Raw genomic sequence first — 16,772 nt, 5'->3', positions numbered from 1 at the left:
GGGCAGTACGTCACCGGGCCGCATCCCTCTCCCGAGGGGTGCGGCCCGGCCGTTTGGGCGCACTTATCCTTGAGGGCATGTACTTCACGGACCGTGGCATCGAGGAACTGGAGAAACGGCGCGGCGAGGAGGAAGTCACCTTCGAGTGGCTCGCCGAGCAGCTACGGACGTTCGTCGACCTCAATCCCGACTTCGAGGTCCCGGTGGAACGACTGGCCACGTGGCTGGCCCGCCTGGACGACGAGGACGACGACTAGACCGCCGAGGCCACACGGCCTGCTTTGCCGCGGGGCACCGGTGAGGTGCCCCGTTTTTCGTGCGGGGGGGGCGATTGCGCGGGGGCGTCCGTCGGGCTGGTGTGTAGCTCGCGCGGGGGCGCCCGCCGGACTGGTGTGTCAGTCGCGTGGGTGGGTCAGGGCGTACGACAGGCCGAGCGCGCCGTGCGCCAGCAGCAGGGCCCCCGCCGTGAGCCAGCCGCCGCTGCGGTGCCGCAGGCCCCAGGCGACCAGAGGGAGCCCCGCCGCCAACTGGGCCAGGGCAAGGGCGTGGGCCTTCGGATCGCCGGACCAGGGGAGCCAGGGCGTGAGGCGGCGGCCCGCTTCCGCTTCGAGTCCGCCGAGGACCGTGTTCCGCCGGCCCTCCCCCTCGATCGGGCGGGCGTCCGGGTGGTCTCGGGCCACCTCAAGGAGGCGGTCGGCCGGTTCGCCGGGGGCGAGGCCGACGGGGAGGTCAAGGCCCACGCGCGTGAGGATCGCGAGCAGGCCGCGCAGGCGGGCGCGGGCATCCGCGGAGCGGTCCGGTGCGGTGAGCCGGTCGAGGGACTGGACGTCCAGGACCGGGTCGAGCGCCAGCCGGGCCGCGAAGGTGCGCATGGCCTCGTCCTCCCCGGCCGGGGTCCCGTTGGCGAGCCAGACGTAGCCGACGGGGCGTCGGAAGCCGGACGCGAGGGTGTAGCCGCCGCGGTCGGCGTCCCACCACAGGGCGAGGACGGGCCAGGGAGCACCGACGGCCAGGGCGGTGGCCCAGCCGGTCACGACCCGGTCGACCGGGTCCTCACCGCGCAGCCACGGCCCGCCTTCCGGTACGAGGACACTCCACCCCTCCCCCGCGCGCGTGAGCAGCATCCGCTCGCGCAGCAGCACGGCCGCGGCGGCGACGGAACCCGGCTCGGCCCGGCAGAGCAGCAGGGCACCGGGGGCGGGGCCGGTGCGACCGCTGCGAGAGGTGGCTTCCGTCGACATGGGTCACACGCTAGGGCGATTTCCCCTGGATTGGTCATATTTGCGGCTCCGGCGTCCCCGGAAAGAGTGTCTTGACTTTCGACCGCCACGATATATCGTGAATTGCAGGAGACGCGATATGGCGCGTTGCTACGGGGAGGTCTGCACCATGTCCGAGTGGTCCGTCACGGAGCCCGGGAAGCTCGCCTTCGACGAGCCTGTACGCGAACTCCACGTGCGCATCGTCAACGGAACGGTGAACGTGGTGGGCACGGACGAAGGTTCCGCGCGCCTGGAGGTGTCCGAGATCGAGGGGCCGCCTCTGATCGTCACCCAGGAGGGCGGGACCCTCACGGTCGCCTACGAGGACCTGCCCTGGAAGGGCTTCCTCAAGTGGCTCGACCGCAAGGGCTGGCGACGCAGCGCCGTCGTCTCGCTGGCCGTTCCGGCCGACACCCGCGTCGAGGTGGGAGTGGTCAGCGCCGCGGCCGTCGTGTCGGGCGTGCGCGGCCCCTCGGTGGTGAAGGGGGTCAACGGCGACACCACACTCGTCGGCCTCTCCGGCCCCGTCCGCGCCGACACCGTCTCGGGGAACCTGGAGGCCCAGGCCGTCACCGGCGACCTGCGCTTCAACTCGGTCTCGGGGGACCTCACCGTCGTGGAGGGCTCCGGCCCCTCCGTACGGGCCGACTCGGTCAGCGGCTCGATGATCGTCGACCTCGACCCCGAGGGCCCCACCGACGTCCGGCTGACCAGTGTCTCGGGTGAGATCGCCATCCGACTCCCCCAGCCCGCGGACGCGGAGGTGGAGGCCAACACCGCGAGCGGGACGATCTCCAACGCCTTCGACGGTCTGCGCGTCCGGGGCCAGTGGGGCGCCCACAAGGTCACGGGCCGCCTCGGCGCCGGTACCGGCAAGCTCCGCGCGACCACCGTCTCCGGCTCCATCGCCCTCCTGCGCCGGCCGCCCCGGGAGGACGAGGAGGAGCCATGGGAGACGGATCCGTTCGTGAAGGACGCCGACACGGGTACCGGACCGGCCGACACCGCCGACCCGGTGGACGGCGAGCGCGGTGTCCCGGGGGACAATCCCCTCTCCGGCCAGGACGACGGCCCCGCCCCGGCGGACGACCCCACGGACGACCTCAAGGACGACCCCACGGACGCCCGCACGAACGACCCGACCCGCGGCCCGGCCGACGGCACGACCGACAAGAAGGTGCTCTGACATGCCCCCCGTCTTCGCCCACGGCCGCCTCCGTCTCTACCTGCTGAAGCTGCTGGACGAGGCCCCGCGCCACGGCTACGAGGTGATCCGCCTCCTGGAGGAGCGCTTCCAGGGCCTCTACGCCCCCTCGGCGGGCACCGTCTACCCCCGGCTGGCCAAGCTGGAGGCGGAGGGCCTGGTCACCCACACCACCGAGGGCGGCCGCAAGGTGTACGCCATCACGGACGCGGGCCGCGCCGAGCTCGCCGACCGCAGCGGCGAACTGGCCGACCTGGAGCTGGAGATCCGCGAGTCGGTCGCCGAGCTCGCCGCCGAGATCCGGGCCGATGTCCGGGGCGCGGCGGGTGATCTGCGGCGCGAGATGCGGGCGGCCGCCACCGAGGCACGCCAGGGCTCCGGCAGCGGCCCCAAGGGCACCGGCGGCGAACACGAGGGCCCCTTCGGCGACTTCACGGGGTACGCCGACAACGAGGCGTGGCGCGCCGCCAAGGAAGAGATGCGCCGCGTCAAGCAGGAATGGAAGGAGCAGGCCCGGCGCGCCAAGGACGAGAGCCGCCGCGCCCGCGAGGAGGCCCAGCGGGCCCGCCGCCAGGCCAAGGAGGCCCAGGACCGGGCCCGGGAGCAGGCGCAGGAGGAGGTCCAGCGGATCGCCCGGCGGGTGCAGGAGCAGGTCCAGGACCACTTCGCGCGCGGCGACTGGCCGACGGGGGTGCGCGAGGGGCTGACCGAACTGGCCAAGGAGTTCGGCGAGTTCGGGAAGGACTACGGCAAGGAGTTCGGGAAGGACTTCGGCTTCGGCCGGGGCGGCGCGAGGTCCGAGAAGGCCGAGGGGACGCCGGCCGGCCCCGAGTACTCGCACACCCCGGAGGACTTCCCCGCCGAGCACGAACCGACCTGGGCCCACGAGGACCCCACCGGGGACCCGGCCCGCGACCTGGACCGCCTGCTCGACCGGTTCCGCGACGACATCCGTGACGCGGCCCGCGACCACGGCGTCACGGCCGAGCAGTTCCGCGACGCCCGCCGCCACCTGTCGACGGCGGCGGCCCACATAGGGGCACTCCTGCGAGCACCGAAGGCGTGAACCGCTCGGGCTCCGGCAGTACGACGGCTCCGGCCCCGCCGGCCGTGCCGTACTGCCGGAGCGAGCGGCCCTCGCTCAGCCGGCCTTCGCCTCGCCCTCGCCGTAGAGGACGCGCATGACCGACGCATAGGTCACCCCGTGATCGGCGAGCACCTCCGCGGGCACGCCCGGCCGTACCGTCATCGCCAGCAGGATGTGCTCGTCGCCGACATGACGGTCCCGCCGGGCCACGGCGATGCGCAGTGCCTTCTCCAGGATCTCCTTGGCGCTGCGTCCGAAGGAGCGCCGCCCGGACCACCGTCCCCTGTCCTTCCGGTCGCCGGACATCGCTCCGACACCGTGCACCTCCTCCACCCGGGCGACGATCTCCGAGACGTCGATACCGAGCCCGGCCAGCGCCTCGGCGTCCGCCTGGGACAGCCCGGCCCGCCGCCGCGCCTCACCCAGCGCCTCTCGTACGGCGTCCCCGCGCTCGGTGAGCCCGAGGGCGGCCAGGGCGAAGGAGGCCCGACTGGCCTCCCGGTCGAGCAGGGCGAGGAGCAGGTGCTCGGCGCCCACGGACCCCGCCCCCGCCCCTTCGGCGTGTTCGACCGCGCCCACGACCACGGCCCGGGCGTCCTTCGTGAACCGCTCCAGCATCAATGCCTCCCGTACTTCTTGTGCACGGCCTGCCTGCTCACTCCGAGTTCCGCGGCGATCTCCTGCCACGACCAGCCCTGGTTGCGCGCACTGCGCACCTGCACCGACTCGAGCTGCTCCAGCAGCCTGCGCAGTGCGGCGACGGCGCGCAGTCCGACCCGGGGATCGCGATCACCGGCGCGCTCGGCGAGATCCGTTGCTTCGGTCATGATGTCAACCTACGTTGACACTCCTCGCGTGTCAACCACAGTTGACACGAGTCGGCGGCCGATCCGTACCCGGACCGGCCGCCGACGAGAAGGAGAAGGAGAAGGAGAAGGAAGGGATCAGCCGTTGGTGAGCACGACCTTTCCGAACTGCTCACCCGACGCGACCCGTTCGAAGCCCTCGCGGGCACGGTCCATGGGCAGTACCTCGTCGATGACGGGCCGCACACCCGTGGCCGCGCAGAAGGACAGCAGGTCCTCCAGCTCGTCCTTGGTTCCCATGGTCGAGCCCACGACCTTGAGCTCCAGGAAGAAGATCCGGGTCAGTTCGGCGTGCGAGGGGCGGTCGCCGCTCGTGGCACCGGAGATGACCAGCGTGCCGCCGGGCCTGAGCGACTTCACGGAGTGCGACCAGGTGGCCGCCCCGACCGTCTCGATGACGGCGTCCACCCGCTGCGGCAGTCGCGCGCCCGACTCCAGCGCCTCCACGGCACCGAGCTCCACGGCGCGCTTCCGCTTGGCCTCGTCCCGGCTCGTGGCGAAGACCCGCAGCCCCGCGGCCTTCCCGAGCACGATCGCCGCCGTGGCGACACCGCCGCCGGCCCCCTGCACCAGCACGGAGTCACCGGGCCGGACCCCGGCGTTCGTGAACAGCATCCGGTACGCCGTCAGCCAGGCAGTGGGCAGACAGGCGGCCTCCGCGAAGGACAGCTCCTTCGGCTTGGGCAGAACGTTCCAGGTCGGCACGGCCACCTGCTCGGCGAACGTCCCCTGGTAGCGCTCGGTGAGGATGGACCGCGGCTCCCTGGGGCCGACCCCGTGCCCGCTCTGGCCGATGACGGAGTGCAGGACGACCTCGTTGCCGTCCTCGTCGACCCCGGCGGCGTCGCAGCCGAGAATCATCGGAAGCTTGTCCTCCGCGAGGCCCACGCCACGCAGGGACCAGAGGTCATGGTGATTGAGGGAAGCGGCCTTGACGTCGACGACGCTCCAACCCTGACGGGCTTCGGGGGCCGGGCGCTCCCCCAACTCCAGCCCCGAGAGCGGGTTGTCGCGGTCGATTCGGGCGGCGTAGACAGCGAACATGACCTTGACGATAGGGTCCGCCGGCGGCGCGGGGAACCGGGACGCGTTGTGACACATGCCCTCTTGCGGTTTGGGGTGCCGAATGGGCTTGGGCCGGGCGTCTAGGGGAGTGCCGGGTTGGGTTGTGGGGGCGAGTACGCGCCGGTGGGGGCTGCTCACGCCATTCCCCGCGTGGCCGCTGCGCTGGGCTTGGGCCGGGCGCCTAAGGGAGTGCCGGGTTCCGTTGCGGAGCGAGTGCAGGCCCGTGGGGGCTGCTCACGCCATTCCCCGCGAGGCCGTTGCGCTGGGCTTGGGCCGGGCGCCTAAAGGGAGTGCCGGGTTCCGTTGCGGAGCGAGTGCAGGCCCGTGGGGGCTGGTCGCGCCATTCCCCGCGAGGCCGCTGCGCTGGGCTTGGGCCGGGCGCCTAAAGGGAGGGCCGGGTTCCGTTGCGGGGCGAGTGCAGGCCGGTGGGGGCTGGTCGCGCAGTTCCCCGCGCCCCTGGGGAGTTGCAGTCGGCCTGCGCCGCTACGGGCTGTCCCCCAGCGCCCCACTTCGCCACCGAGCCCACGCGCTACACCCGCCCCCCACCGAAGCGAAACAGGCCGCCGCAGGCACCCAGGGGCGCGGGGAACTGCGCACAACGCCCGCCCCCACCGAACCCGCACCCAGCCACCCCACCGCCACCCGATCAGCCGTACCCAAGGCAAAAAATGGTCCCGCCCGGTAACCCACCCGGACGGGACCACCCACACCGAACACCGCTCAGCGGCGGGCGACACCCTCCGCCCGAGCCGCCGCGGCGACCGCGGCCGTGACCGCCGGGGCCACGCGGTCGTCGAACGGGGACGGGATCACGTAGTCCGCCGCCAGATCGTCACCGACCACCGCCGCCAGCGCCTCGGCCGCCGCGATCTTCATGCCCTCCGTGATCCGCGAGGCCCGCACCTGGAGCGCCCCCGCGAAGATCCCCGGGAACGCCAGCACGTTGTTGATCTGGTTCGGGAAGTCGGACCGCCCGGTCGCCACCACGGCCGCGTACTTGTGCGCGACGTCGGGGTGCACCTCGGGGTTCGGGTTGGCCATCGCGAAGACGAAGGCGCCCTGAGCCATCGAGGCGACCGCGGACTCCGCGACCGTTCCGCCGGACACGCCGATGAAGACGTCCGCGCCCGCCAGCGCGTCCTCCAGCGACCCGGACAGACCCGCCTTGTTCGTGAACCCTGCCAGCTCCCGCTTCACGGACGTGAGGTCGTCCCGGTCGGCGGAGACGACACCCTTGCGGTCGGCGACGGCGACGTCGCCGATGCCCGCCTCGACAAGCATCTTGGCGATGGCCACGCCCGCCGCGCCCGCACCGGAGATCACCGCACGAAGATCTCCGATGGACCGCCCGCTCAGCCGCGCCGCGTTCCGCAGGGCGGCCAGCGTCACAACCGCGGTCCCGTGCTGGTCGTCGTGGAAGACGGGAATGTCGAGCCGCTCCTGGAGCCGCTTCTCGATCTCGAAGCACCGGGGGGCCGAGATGTCCTCGAGGTTCACGCCACCGAAGGACGGCGCGAGCCGGACCACGGTCTCGATGATCTCGTCGACGTCGGTGCAGGCCAGCGCGAGCGGAACCGCGTCCACCCCGCCGAACTGCTTGAACAGGATCGCCTTGCCCTCCATCACCGGAAGGGAGGCCTCGGGCCCGATGTCACCGAGCCCCAGCACGGCCGTACCGTCCGTCACGACGGCGACGACCGACGACTTCCACGTGTAGTCGTGGACGAGTTCCGGCTGCTCGGCGATGGCGCTGCACACCTTCGCCACGCCGGGCGTGTACGCGAGGGACAGGTCGTCCTTGTCACGGACCGGCACGGTGGCCTGCACAGCCATCTTGCCGCCGCGGTGCAGCGCGAACGCGGGGTCGAAGGAATCGAGGGGCTCCGCCCCTCCGTCCTGTCCCGTATCGCTGTCGCTGCGAGGATTGACGATCTCCGCTGCCACTTTGTCTTACCCCTTAGGTCTTCATGGTTTGAGGGTGGCCACTCCTGGTTGAGAAGTGGGCGGGCACCGCGTTCGGCCCTGGTCACTGATGCGTACGGGCCGGTCGCGACGGGCGCGCCGCACACGCGCCCTGAGCCCCGGATGAGGGGTGTAAAGAACCTTCTTACCGGACGACCGGCGTCGAGGACGAGTCCAATACGTCCAAGGTCACATGGCGGAACGGAAATCGATCATCGATCACCGCAGACCGGTGACATGAATCATGGAACGCCATCCGGACAAACCATCAGCGGCCCCTTGACGATCACCGCACGGCCGCTCAAGCGCCCGTGGGACGCCTCGCCTAGGTCACCCGCTCCGCGACCCGCACCGAAGATCTTCCGGCCGGAATGCCAGATTCCCGCAGATGGTCCGGTCGTGATGTACGGACATGGTGCGGTTCGGGGGTCACCCGTTATCCGATTTTGACATGACCGGCCCCCTGAATGGTCCAGTCCGAATGGCAAGATGCCGTCATCACACGAGGTCGCGACACTCGAAGGCGTGTGCTCTCGTCGACCTGAGGAATGAAGGCAGCGCTGCCGAACCGATCGGCAGCCGCCCCGCCCATCGGCAACTCCACCCATCCGCCGGAGGAACCCACCATGACCGCAAGCTCCACCCGTCGTACGACCGTCGCGCGCACCAGGACAGCCGCGGTAGGTGCGATCGCGGTCGCCGGCGCCCTGATTCTCACCGGCTGCGGCGACCAGACGGACAGCGGCGGCAGCACCAAGGAATCCGCGTCGTCCAGCAGCGCTCCGCTGTTCGACAAGCTGCCCGCCAAGATCCAGAAGGCCGGCGTCATCAAGGTCGGCACCAACGCCGAGTACGCCCCCATGGAGTACCAGGAGGGCGGCAAGATCGTCGGCGTCGACCCCGACATCGCTGCGGCGCTGGGCAAGCAGCTGGGTGTGGAGTTCCAGTTCACCTCGGGCTCCTTCGAGGGCCTGATCAGCTCCCTGAACTCCGGGCGCTACGACGTCGCCATGTCCTCCATCACGGACACCAAGGCGCGCCAGGAGGGCCTGGACGAGGACGGCAAGAAGCTCGGCCCGGGTGTCGACTTCGTCGACTACTTCACGGCCGGCACCGCCATCTACGTCCAGAAGGGCAACCCGAAGAAGATCGGCTCGATCGAGGACCTCTGCGGCCAGAAGGTCGCCGTGCAGCACGGCACCACCTACGAGCAGGCCCTGCAGAAGCAGTCCGCGGCGTGCACGAAGGCCGGCAAGAAGAAGCTGACCATCGAGGCGTTCGACAACGACACCGAGGCCCAGACCCGGGTGAAGTCGGGCGGCGCCGTCGCGGGCGTCAACGACTACCCGGTCGCCGTCGACATCGCCCGCAAGGCCGATGGCGGCAACGCCTTCGAGGTCGTCGGCGAGCAGGTCGACGCCGGTCCGTTCGGCATCGCCGTGAACAAGGACAACAAGGAGCTCACGAGCGCCCTGGAGGCGGCCGTGAACGCCATCATCGAGGACGGCACGTACAAGAAGGTCCTGGACAAGTGGGGCGCCGAGACCGGCGCCATCGACAAGGCCGCGGTCAACGGCGGCAAGTGACGGACCCCGCACCACTGAAGGGCAGTCACTGTGACTGACAAGATCGACAAGGGACCGGCGGACACGCCACCGCCGGCCTCCCTCGCGCCGGAGACCATCAAGGCCATCCCGGTCCGCCACTACGGCCGCTACGTCAGCGCCGTCGTCGTACTGGCACTGGTGGCCCTGCTGGTCAACGCGTTCGCCACCGCCGAGAAGATCCAGTGGAGCGCGGTCGGCGACAAGCTGTTCGACTCCACGGTCCTCGCGGGCGCCGGCCGCACCCTGCTGATCAGCGTCCTCGCGATGATCCTCGGTGTGGTCCTCGGCGTGGTGCTGGCCGTGATGCGGCTGTCCAAGAACCCGGTGACGAGCTGGGTGGCCTGGGCCTACATCTGGTTCTTCCGCGGGACGCCGGTCTACGTACAGCTCCTGCTGTGGTTCAACCTGGCGCTGATCTTCCCGATGCTCAATCTCGGTCCGATCTACAAGGACGAGATGACGGACGTGATGACCCCGTTCATGTGCGCCCTGCTGGGCCTGGGCCTGAACGAGGCCGCGTACATGGCGGAGATCTGCCGCGCCGGTCTGATGGCCGTGGACGAGGGGCAGACGGAGGCCGCGCACGCGCTCGGCATGAGCCACGGCAAGACGCTGCGCCGGATCGTGATCCCGCAGGCGATGCGGGTGATCGTGCCGCCGACCGGCAACGAGTTCATCAACATGCTGAAGACCTCGTCGCTGGTGTACGCGGTGACGTACAACGAACTGCTGCGCGCCACCTCGACGATCGGTTCGACGTCGTACGCCGTGATGGAGATGCTGTTCGTGGCGTCCATCTGGTACCTGGTCATGACCAGCGTGTTCAGCGTCTTCCAGTACTACCTGGAGCGCCGTTTCGCCCGCGGTTCGTCCCGGAACCTGCCCCCGACGCCGTGGCAGCGGATCAAGGTCAACATGATGGCGTTCAGCCGTGAGAGGGGCGGGGCATGACCGCCATGGTGAAGGCCGAGGGTGTCCACAAGTCCTACGGTCTGGTCGAGGTCCTCAAGGGCATCGACCTGGAAGTCAAGCAGGGCGAGGTCTTCTGCCTGATCGGCCCCTCGGGCTCCGGGAAGTCGACGTTCCTGCGGTGCATCAACCACCTGGAGAAGATCAACGCCGGTCGGCTCTACGTCGACGGTGAGCTGGTCGGCTACCGCCAGAAGGGCGACAAGCTGTACGAGCTCAAGGACAGCGAGGTCGCGCTCCAGCGCCGGGACATCGGCATGGTGTTCCAGCGGTTCAACCTGTTCCCGCACATGACGGCCGTCGAGAACGTCATGGAGGCGCCGGTCCAGGTCAAGGGCGCGAGCCGGGCGCAGGCCCGGGAGCGGGCGCGGGAGCTGCTGGAGCGCGTGGGCCTGGCCGACAAGGCGGGCAGCTACCCCGCGCAGCTCTCCGGCGGCCAGCAGCAGCGCGTAGCCATCGCCCGGGCCCTCGCGATGGAGCCGAAGCTGATGCTCTTCGACGAGCCGACCTCGGCCCTGGACCCGGAGCTGGTCGGTGACGTCCTCGACGTCATGCGCGACCTCGCCGAGTCCGGCATGACGATGGTCGTCGTCACCCACGAGATGGGCTTCGCCCGTGAGGTCGGCGACAGCCTGGTCTTCATGGACGGCGGCGTGGTCGTGGAGTCCGGCGATCCCCGCGAGGTCCTGACGAACCCTCAGCACGAGCGCACGCAGGCGTTCTTGTCGAAGGTCCTCTAGCGGTACGACGGCAGAGGGGCGGTACGGGAATCCCGTACCGCCCCTTTCACGTGGGCGCCTACTTGAGCGCGAGCAGGAGCGTGTCCGAGGGTGAGCACCACACCGGCCGGGCCTCCGCGAAGCCCTTCTCGCGCAGCACACGCGCGTGCCAGGCGGCGGACGGCATGTCCCCGTCGGCGTGCTCGCCGTAGATCTCGAAGCGGCGGGCCGTCGGTCCGGCGAGGACGGGGTCCTCGGCGGCGACCTGCCACCATGCGGCCCAGTCGAGGGCACCGTCCCGCTTGGCCTGATCCATGTGCGCGTGGCGCTGGGCGCGTTCGGCCGCGTTGATCCGGGGCGTGGTCTCGTCGATCATGTGGTCGGCGTTCATGAAGACACCGCCGTCCCGGACGAGTTCCGAGATCTGCCCGTAGAGGACCGCGAGGGGTTCGCTGTGCAGCCAGTGCAGGGCCGTGGCGGTCAGGACGGCGTCGTAGGAGTCGTAGGGCAGTCGCGCGGGCCAGTCCGGGTCCTTGAGGTCGGCCGTCACGAGGGTGACCCGCTCGTCGTCCGCGAACGTGCCGCCGGCGATGGTGAGGAGCGCCGGGTCGAGGTCGACGCCGGTGCTGGTGGCCTCGGGGAACCGGGCGAGCAGCCTGGCCGTGATGGTTCCCGTGCCGCACGCGAGGTCGAGCACGCGTGGCCGGGGCCCGACGAGGGCCTCGACCATGTCCAGCATGACCCGGAACCGCTCCTCGCGGTCCGGCATGTACCACTCCTGCTGCCGGTCCCAGCTCTCCTGCCAGGCCTGCCAGTCGGTTCCGACACCGGTCGTCATGGAGCCCCCTGTCCACTCACTGTCGTAATACCCTGGAAGCACGATCAGCTGTTACCCGACCGCACCACGACGATAGAACGCCTCCGTAAGGACTACAAGTGGAACTGGCCTATTACTCGGACTACGCCGTACGTCTGGTCAACAGCGAGGACCCGGCCCGGGGCAAGGACACGCTGACCTCGGTGGAGGCGGTCCGCGACCTGTTCGGCGGCAACGGCACGGGCGCCCGCCGGGCCACCGAGGCCGACGTCACCCGGTTCCGGTCGGTGCGGGCACGGCTGCGGTCGGTCTTCGAGGCCGCGGACGGCGGCGACGAGACGCTCGCGGTGGACCTGCTGAACTCGCTCCTGCTGGAGTTCCCCGTCAGCCCGCAGATCTCCGGGCACGACTTCCGCGACGACGACGGCCGTCCGCTGTGGCACATGCACCTGGCGGACCACCCGTCCAACGCCACCGCCGGGTACGCGGCGATCGCGGCGATGGGCCTGGCGTTCCACCTCACCGAGTACGGCGTGGACCGGCTGGGCCTGTGCGAGGCCGCGCCCTGCCGCAACGCCTACCTCGACACCTCGACGAACCGCTCCCGGCGCTACTGCTCCGACCGCTGCGCCACCCGCGCCAACGTGGCCGCCTACCGGGCCCGCAAGCGCCTGGAGGCCGACCGGTCGGGGAAGACGGGCCGCACGGCGGACAGCGCCCAGCGCACGGCGGCCAGCGGGGAGCGCTGAGCGGGCTCCGGCGGCCGGTACCTGAGCCGAGCCTTCCCCAGCACGAGCTCTTCCGGTACGACGCCGTAGTCCGTGCTGTCGCCGCCCGCGAACGCGTTGTCGCCGAGCACCCACCAGCCGCCCTCGCGCCGCTCCACGGCCCGCTTGACGACGAGCAGGTCCTGCTGGAACGGATGCCGCAGGACCACGATGTCGCCGGGGACGATCCTGGCCCCCCAGTGCACGACGAGTCGGTCGCCGTGCCGGAGCGTGGGCACCATCGACGGCCCGGTCACCTCGGCCATCCCCACGAAGGGCAGCAACGCCCTCTCCCGCTCGGTCTCCTGCGACAGCTCCGGCATCCCCGGCACCTCCCCGGTACGTTCATCCACCAGTCTCAGTCTGACCCCGGACTTTTGTCCTAAGCCCATGGGGGCACCCGCCTTTTCGCCTCTCGCAGGGAGTAATGTCGCACCTGAGAAGACGATCACGAGGAAGGAACGCTCCATGCTTTCCCGCCTGTTTGCCCCCAAGGTCAAGGTCAGCGCACACTGCGACCTGCCCTGCGGTGTGTACGACCCGGCCCAGGCCCGCATCGAGGCGGAGTCGGTGAAGGCCGTGCAGGAGAAGATGGCCGCCAACGACGACCCGCACTTCCAGGCGCGTGCCACCGTCATCAAGGAGCAGCGCGCCGAGCTCGCCAAGCACCACGTCTCGGTGCTCTGGAGCGACTACTTCAAGCCCCCGCACTTCGAGAAGTACCCGGAGCTGCACCAGCTGGTCAACGACACCCTGAAGGCCCTCTCGGCCGCCAAGGCGTCGACCGACCCGGCCACGGGTCAGAAGGCTCTGGACTACATCGCCCAGATCGACAAGATCTTCTGGGAGACCAAGAAGGCCTGACCCCGCGTCGGCCTCCGCCCGACCCGCGATCGGTGCACCATCGCAGGTCGGCGACCGTGCGGAAGGGGCTCGGCCGGCGTATGCCGACCGGGCCCCTTTTCGGTGCCCGCCTTCGCGCCCCAAGGCTCCGCGAGGGACGTCAGCTCAGGACGAGCAGCACCGCCAGTGCGACGAGCAGGCGCCCCTGTCTTGACCATGGATTCCAGCAGGTCTCCGGCCGGCCCGCCGACCGCCACCGCGACCGCCATGGGCCAACTCGACGCGCCTGAGTACTCGTACTCAGGCGAGTGGTTGCTCGCCCTGCTGTCCGCCGCCCCCCGGCCCGCCCCCGGAGCACGGCCCCTAGACCTCGCCCGCCTCCAGCAGTCCCGCCGCCTCGCCCACGATCCGCGGGTCGGGTGTGCCCACGACCTCCTCGTCCTTGTCGGTGTAGTCGAAGCGGGCCAGCACACTGCGCATGGCCTCGACGCGGGCCCGCTTCTTGTCGTTGCTCTTGACCACCGTCCAGGGTGCGAACCGGGTGTCGGTCTCGCGGAACATGGCGACCTTGGCCTCGGTGTAGTCGTCCCAGCGCTCCAGGGAGGCCAGGTCCATGGGGCTGAGCTTCCACTGCCGTACGGGGTCGATCTGGCGGATCGTGAAGCGGGTGCGCTGCTCGCCCTGGGAGACCGAGAACCAGAACTTCAGCAGGTCGACGCCGTCGTCCACGAGCATCCGCTCGAACAGTGGGGCCTGGCGCATGAAGCGCCGGTACTCGTCGTCCGTGCAGAAGCCCATGACCCGTTCCACACCGGCCCGGTTGTACCAGGACCGGTCGAACAGCACGATCTCGCCCGCGGTCGGCAGATGTTCGACGTACCGCTGGAAGTACCACTGCCCGCGCTCGCGCTCGTTCGGCTTCTCCAGCGCGACCACTCGGGCGCCCCGGGGATTCAGGTGCTCCGTGAAGCGCTTGATGGTGCCGCCCTTGCCGGCCGCGTCCCGTCCCTCGAAGACGATGACGAGCCGGCGCCCGGTCTCCTTGATCCAGCTCTGGAGCTTCAGCAGTTCGATCTGCTGGAGCCGTTTGTGCCAGTCGTACTCCTTGCGCTCCATGCGGTGCGCGTAGGGGTAGTTCTCCCGCCAGGTGTCGATCGGGCTGCCGTCCGGGCGGATGAGCACGGGGTCGTCGGGGTCGGTGTAGTCGACCTTCAGGTCGGTCGGCAGGGGGGTCACCTCGCTGTTCCCCTCTCCTCTCGGTGGCTCAGTGGAACTGCGGCACGATCAGGTAGATGCCGTACGCCACCACCGCCGCGCAGGCGAGGAAGCACAGGCCGGACTGGGCGATGCCGAGTGGGGACGTTCCACCACCGCCATCCTCCCGCGCCCCTTCGACGCGGGCGAGACCGAGTACCCCGAGGGCGAAGACCACGACCACCGCGATGGTGACGCCGACGCTGACCGCGGTGACCTGGCCGAGTGCGGTCCAGTCGATGCTCATGTAAGGAACTCCCGGGCTCAGGCGGCCGTGCCGACGCGGGTCGGCGGCTCGGTGCGGAGGGTGACCTCGTGGGTGTCGTTGACGTTGTGCGCGCTCACCGGGTTGCGGCGGGAGACGAGCACGATGCCCGCGGCGACGGCGGCACCGACCAGCGCGACGACGACCGTGCCGAAGTCGCCGCCGTGCTTCACGGCGCTCGCGGAGACGCCGCCGACCAGCGCGGCCGCCGGCAGGGTGATCAGCCAGGCCGCGACCATGCGCCCGGCGATGCCCCAGCGGACCTCCGCCAGCTTCCGGCCCAGGCCCGCGCCGAGGATGCTGCCCGAGGCGACCTGGGTGGTGGACAGGGCGAAGCCGAGGTGGGCGGAGGTCAGGATGACCGTGGTGGACGCGGTCTCCGCGGCGAAGCCCTGCGGGGACTGGATCTCGGTGAGGCCCTTGCCCATGGTGCGGATGATCCGCCAGCCGCCGAGGTAGGTGCCGAGCCCGATCGCGAGTCCGGCGGAGGCGATGACCCAGACCGGCGGACCGGCGTCGTGGCCGAGCGCGCCTGCCGAGATCAGGGTCAGGGTGATGACGCCCATCGTCTTCTGGGCGTCGTTGGTGCCGTGCGCGAGGGAGACGAGGGACGCGGAGGCGATCTGACCGAGCCGGAAGCCCTTGGTCACCGAGTCCTTGCGGGCGCGGGCGGTGAGCTTGTACGCGAGGTAGGTGGCGATCAGCGCCGCCACGCCCGCCACCACCGGGGAGGCCACCGCGGGGATCAGGATCTTCTCGACGACCTTGTCGAAGTGCACCCCGTGCGAGCCCGCGCCCACCCACACCGCGCCGATGAGCCCGCCGAACAGGGCGTGCGAGGAGCTCGACGGGAGGCCGACCAGCCAGGTCAGCAGGTTCCACAGGATCGCTCCGACCAGCCCCGCGAAGATCATCCCGGGCGAGACCAGGGTGTCGTCCACGATGCCGCCGGAGATCGTCCTGGCGACCTCGGTGGACAGGAAGGCGCCGACGACGTTCAGGACGCCGCTCACCAGGACCGCGGTCCTGGGTTTCAGCGCGCCGGTCGCGATGGACGTCGCCATCGCGTTGGCGGTGTCGTGGAATCCGTTGGTGAAGTCGAAGGCCAGGGCCGTGACGATGACGACCGCCACGAGGAACGTGATGTGGTCCATGCCCCTCATGGGAGCAAGCGCTTCCGTACGGCAGGAGAACGTGAGGCAAAGCCCGTTCCAGATCCCCGCGCCCGGCTCGTGAGCGTCGTGCGATGCTGGCGTGATGGTGAGCATCGAGGACCTGGTGCGGCTGCGGCAGGCGCGCGACCGGATGGACCGCGAGTACACCGAGCCGCTCGACGTGACCGCGCTCGCCCGCACCGCGCTGATGTCGCCGGGCCACTTCCAGCGCAGTTTCCGCGCGGAGTTCGGTGAGACGCCGTACGGCTATCTCATGACCCGGCGCATCGAGCGCGCGAAAGCCCTGCTGCGGCGGGGCGACCTGTCCGTCACCGAGGTCTGCATGGCCGTGGGGTGCACCTCCCTCGGCTCCTTCAGCTCCCGGTTCACGGAGCTCGTGGGTGAGACGCCGAGCGCGTACCGGGCCCGCTCGCACGAGGAGATCGCCGGGATCCCGCCGTGCGTCGTGCGCAGGCACACCCGGCCCCGGCGGGCCTAACGTGGGGCCATGGACATCAAGCTCAAGAACTGCTTCATCGCGGTGGACGACCACGACAAGGCGATCGCGTTCTACCGGGACGTCCTGGGCATGGAGGTGCGGGGCGACGTCGGGTACGAGGGAATGCGCTGGGTGACGGTCGGCTCGCCGCTCCAGCCGGACGTGGACATCGTCCTGGAGCCGCCGGCCGCCGACCCGGACGCGTCCCCGGCGGACAAGGAGGCGATGGCGCGCCTGCTGGCGAAGGGGCTGCTGCGGGCGGTCAACTTCACCACCACCGACTGTGACGCGTTGTTCGCGCGCGTGCGGGAGTCCGGGGCCGAGGTGATCCAGGAGCCGACGGACATGCCGTACGGGGTGCGGGACTGTGCTTTCCGGGATCCGGCGGGGAACATGCTGCGCTTCATGGAGGTGCCGAAGTGACGGAGCCTA

20 protein-coding genes and 1 pseudogene are annotated in these 16,772 nt (G+C 70.4%); 10 read left to right on the top strand and 11 right to left on the bottom strand.

What is annotated here, in order from left to right; all coding sequences use genetic code 11:
* Nucleotides 1–77: 77 nt before the first annotated feature.
* Nucleotides 78–257 carry a DUF6104 family protein gene (locus tag ABZ098_RS10030; RefSeq protein ID WP_030049542.1) on the top strand — a complete coding sequence of 60 codons (180 nt, stop codon included), beginning with the start codon at nt 78–80 and terminating at the stop codon, nt 255–257.
* A gap of 138 nt (nt 258–395) precedes the next feature.
* On the opposite strand, the gene ABZ098_RS10025 is transcribed toward ABZ098_RS10030, so the two are convergent.
* A complete protein-coding gene (locus ABZ098_RS10025) occupies nt 396–1,241 on the bottom strand; it encodes a hypothetical protein (protein WP_356589046.1) in 846 nt (281 codons plus the stop codon).
* 148 nt (nt 1,242–1,389) lie between these two features.
* Here ABZ098_RS10025 and ABZ098_RS10020 point away from each other — a divergent pair, with 148 nt between their 5' ends.
* Nucleotides 1,390–2,448: a DUF4097 family beta strand repeat-containing protein gene (locus ABZ098_RS10020; protein WP_356589044.1), complete on the top strand. Its 1,059-nt coding sequence runs from the start codon at nt 1,390–1,392 to the stop codon at nt 2,446–2,448.
* 1 nt (nt 2,449) lies between these two features.
* Nucleotides 2,450–3,532, top strand: a complete 1,083-nt coding sequence (locus ABZ098_RS10015) for a helix-turn-helix transcriptional regulator (protein ID WP_356589042.1) — start codon at nt 2,450–2,452, stop codon at nt 3,530–3,532.
* A 75-nt stretch (nt 3,533–3,607) separates the two neighbouring features.
* On the opposite strand, the gene ABZ098_RS10010 is transcribed toward ABZ098_RS10015, so the two are convergent.
* The 4 genes from ABZ098_RS10010 to ABZ098_RS09995 form a co-directional block, all read right to left on the bottom strand.
* On the bottom strand, nt 3,608–4,171 hold the full coding sequence (locus tag ABZ098_RS10010) for a Clp protease N-terminal domain-containing protein (protein ID WP_356589040.1): 564 nt from the start codon (nt 4,169–4,171) through the stop codon (nt 3,608–3,610).
* A complete protein-coding gene (locus ABZ098_RS10005; RefSeq protein ID WP_007384656.1) occupies nt 4,171–4,380 on the bottom strand; it encodes an HTH domain-containing protein in 210 nt (69 codons plus the stop codon). The genes ABZ098_RS10010 and ABZ098_RS10005 overlap by 1 nt, the downstream gene beginning before the upstream one ends.
* Nucleotides 4,381–4,497: 117 nt before the next feature.
* Entirely contained in the window at nt 4,498–5,463 is a 966-nt protein-coding gene (locus tag ABZ098_RS10000; protein WP_356589038.1) for a zinc-binding dehydrogenase, read from the bottom strand.
* A gap of 741 nt (nt 5,464–6,204) precedes the next feature.
* Nucleotides 6,205–7,428, bottom strand: a complete 1,224-nt coding sequence (locus tag ABZ098_RS09995) for an NADP-dependent malic enzyme (RefSeq protein ID WP_356589036.1) — start codon at nt 7,426–7,428, stop codon at nt 6,205–6,207.
* A gap of 644 nt (nt 7,429–8,072) precedes the next feature.
* Here ABZ098_RS09995 and ABZ098_RS09990 point away from each other — a divergent pair.
* From ABZ098_RS09990 to ABZ098_RS09980, 3 genes are read left to right on the top strand one after another with little or no spacing between them, the layout of a single operon-like run.
* Nucleotides 8,073–9,032 (top strand): ABC transporter substrate-binding protein, encoded by a 960-nt coding sequence (locus ABZ098_RS09990; protein WP_356589034.1) that lies wholly within the window; start codon nt 8,073–8,075, stop codon nt 9,030–9,032.
* Nucleotides 9,033–9,062: 30 nt separating this feature from the next.
* Nucleotides 9,063–10,004: an amino acid ABC transporter permease gene (locus ABZ098_RS09985; protein WP_356589032.1), complete on the top strand. Its 942-nt coding sequence runs from the start codon at nt 9,063–9,065 to the stop codon at nt 10,002–10,004.
* Entirely contained in the window at nt 10,001–10,762 is a 762-nt protein-coding gene (locus ABZ098_RS09980; RefSeq protein ID WP_356589030.1) for an amino acid ABC transporter ATP-binding protein, read from the top strand. The genes ABZ098_RS09985 and ABZ098_RS09980 overlap by 4 nt, the downstream gene beginning before the upstream one ends.
* Nucleotides 10,763–10,820: 58 nt before the next feature.
* Here ABZ098_RS09980 and ABZ098_RS09975 read toward each other — a convergent pair whose 3' ends face one another.
* On the bottom strand, nt 10,821–11,579 hold the full coding sequence (locus ABZ098_RS09975) for a class I SAM-dependent methyltransferase (RefSeq protein ID WP_356589028.1): 759 nt from the start codon (nt 11,577–11,579) through the stop codon (nt 10,821–10,823).
* A 98-nt stretch (nt 11,580–11,677) separates the two neighbouring features.
* On the opposite strand from ABZ098_RS09975, the gene ABZ098_RS09970 reads away from it, so the two are divergent.
* The gene (locus tag ABZ098_RS09970) at nt 11,678–12,307 is read left to right on the top strand and encodes a CGNR zinc finger domain-containing protein (protein ID WP_356589026.1); all 630 of its coding nucleotides are present in this window, start codon (nt 11,678–11,680) and stop codon (nt 12,305–12,307) included.
* Here the strand turns inward: ABZ098_RS09970 and sodX are convergent.
* On the bottom strand, nt 12,211–12,648 hold the full coding sequence (sodX, locus tag ABZ098_RS09965; RefSeq protein WP_356589395.1) for a nickel-type superoxide dismutase maturation protease: 438 nt from the start codon (nt 12,646–12,648) through the stop codon (nt 12,211–12,213). The two genes, ABZ098_RS09970 and sodX, sit on opposite strands and share 97 nt — an antisense overlap.
* Before the next feature lie 145 nt (nt 12,649–12,793).
* Between sodX and sodN the strand changes: the two genes are divergently transcribed.
* The gene (sodN, locus tag ABZ098_RS09960) at nt 12,794–13,189 is read left to right on the top strand and encodes a superoxide dismutase, Ni (RefSeq protein ID WP_020136639.1); all 396 of its coding nucleotides are present in this window, start codon (nt 12,794–12,796) and stop codon (nt 13,187–13,189) included.
* 179 nt (nt 13,190–13,368) lie between these two features.
* Here the strand turns inward: sodN and ABZ098_RS09955 are convergent.
* The 4 genes and pseudogenes from ABZ098_RS09955 to ABZ098_RS09940 form a co-directional block, all read right to left on the bottom strand.
* A pseudogene (locus tag ABZ098_RS09955) lies at nt 13,369–13,452 on the bottom strand (phosphatidate cytidylyltransferase); the annotation flags it as partial.
* 79 nt (nt 13,453–13,531) lie between these two features.
* Nucleotides 13,532–14,404: a polyphosphate kinase 2 gene (ppk2, locus tag ABZ098_RS09950; RefSeq protein WP_356589024.1), complete on the bottom strand. Its 873-nt coding sequence runs from the start codon at nt 14,402–14,404 to the stop codon at nt 13,532–13,534.
* A gap of 28 nt (nt 14,405–14,432) precedes the next feature.
* Nucleotides 14,433–14,669, bottom strand: a complete 237-nt coding sequence (locus ABZ098_RS09945) for a hypothetical protein (protein WP_356589022.1) — start codon at nt 14,667–14,669, stop codon at nt 14,433–14,435.
* Between the two features lie 17 nt (nt 14,670–14,686).
* Entirely contained in the window at nt 14,687–15,841 is a 1,155-nt protein-coding gene (locus ABZ098_RS09940) for an inorganic phosphate transporter (protein WP_356589020.1), read from the bottom strand.
* A gap of 103 nt (nt 15,842–15,944) precedes the next feature.
* Here ABZ098_RS09940 and ABZ098_RS09935 point away from each other — a divergent pair, with 103 nt between their 5' ends.
* Both ABZ098_RS09935 and ABZ098_RS09930 read left to right on the top strand, forming a co-directional pair.
* Entirely contained in the window at nt 15,945–16,340 is a 396-nt protein-coding gene (locus tag ABZ098_RS09935) for a helix-turn-helix transcriptional regulator (RefSeq protein ID WP_266522248.1), read from the top strand.
* Between the two features lie 9 nt (nt 16,341–16,349).
* Nucleotides 16,350–16,763 carry a VOC family protein gene (locus tag ABZ098_RS09930; RefSeq protein ID WP_356589018.1) on the top strand — a complete coding sequence of 138 codons (414 nt, stop codon included), beginning with the start codon at nt 16,350–16,352 and terminating at the stop codon, nt 16,761–16,763.
* The last annotated feature ends 9 nt before the right edge of the window (nt 16,764–16,772 follow it).

This window comes from Streptomyces sp. NPDC006335, assembly GCF_040612795.1.
In the GTDB taxonomy this organism is placed as follows: domain Bacteria; phylum Actinomycetota; class Actinomycetes; order Streptomycetales; family Streptomycetaceae; genus Streptomyces.
Note: the sequence above shows the minus strand (reverse complement) of the source record. Positions and strands in the feature narration are given on the sequence as shown.

Bases quoted from the DNA above. Each gene is read 5' to 3' on its own strand.
- ABZ098_RS10030 (WP_030049542.1), top strand. From the start codon at position 78: ATGTACTTCACGGACCGTGGCATCGAGGAACTGGAGAAACGGCGCGGC.
- ABZ098_RS10025 (WP_356589046.1), bottom strand. From the start codon at position 1,241: ATGTCGACGGAAGCCACCTCTCGCAGCGGTCGCACCGGCCCCGCCCCC.
- ABZ098_RS10020 (WP_356589044.1), top strand. From the start codon at position 1,390: ATGTCCGAGTGGTCCGTCACGGAGCCCGGGAAGCTCGCCTTCGACGAG.
- ABZ098_RS10015 (WP_356589042.1), top strand. From the start codon at position 2,450: ATGCCCCCCGTCTTCGCCCACGGCCGCCTCCGTCTCTACCTGCTGAAG.
- ABZ098_RS10010 (WP_356589040.1), bottom strand. From the start codon at position 4,171: ATGCTGGAGCGGTTCACGAAGGACGCCCGGGCCGTGGTCGTGGGCGCG.
- ABZ098_RS10005 (WP_007384656.1), bottom strand. From the start codon at position 4,380: ATGACCGAAGCAACGGATCTCGCCGAGCGCGCCGGTGATCGCGATCCC.
- ABZ098_RS10000 (WP_356589038.1), bottom strand. From the start codon at position 5,463: ATGTTCGCTGTCTACGCCGCCCGAATCGACCGCGACAACCCGCTCTCG.
- ABZ098_RS09990 (WP_356589034.1), top strand. From the start codon at position 8,073: ATGACCGCAAGCTCCACCCGTCGTACGACCGTCGCGCGCACCAGGACA.
- ABZ098_RS09980 (WP_356589030.1), top strand. From the start codon at position 10,001: ATGACCGCCATGGTGAAGGCCGAGGGTGTCCACAAGTCCTACGGTCTG.
- ABZ098_RS09975 (WP_356589028.1), bottom strand. From the start codon at position 11,579: ATGACGACCGGTGTCGGAACCGACTGGCAGGCCTGGCAGGAGAGCTGG.
- sodX (WP_356589395.1), bottom strand. From the start codon at position 12,648: ATGCCGGAGCTGTCGCAGGAGACCGAGCGGGAGAGGGCGTTGCTGCCC.
- sodN (WP_020136639.1), top strand. From the start codon at position 12,794: ATGCTTTCCCGCCTGTTTGCCCCCAAGGTCAAGGTCAGCGCACACTGC.
- ABZ098_RS09945 (WP_356589022.1), bottom strand. From the start codon at position 14,669: ATGAGCATCGACTGGACCGCACTCGGCCAGGTCACCGCGGTCAGCGTC.
- ABZ098_RS09940 (WP_356589020.1), bottom strand. From the start codon at position 15,841: ATGGACCACATCACGTTCCTCGTGGCGGTCGTCATCGTCACGGCCCTG.
- ABZ098_RS09935 (WP_266522248.1), top strand. From the start codon at position 15,945: ATGGTGAGCATCGAGGACCTGGTGCGGCTGCGGCAGGCGCGCGACCGG.
- ABZ098_RS09930 (WP_356589018.1), top strand. From the start codon at position 16,350: ATGGACATCAAGCTCAAGAACTGCTTCATCGCGGTGGACGACCACGAC.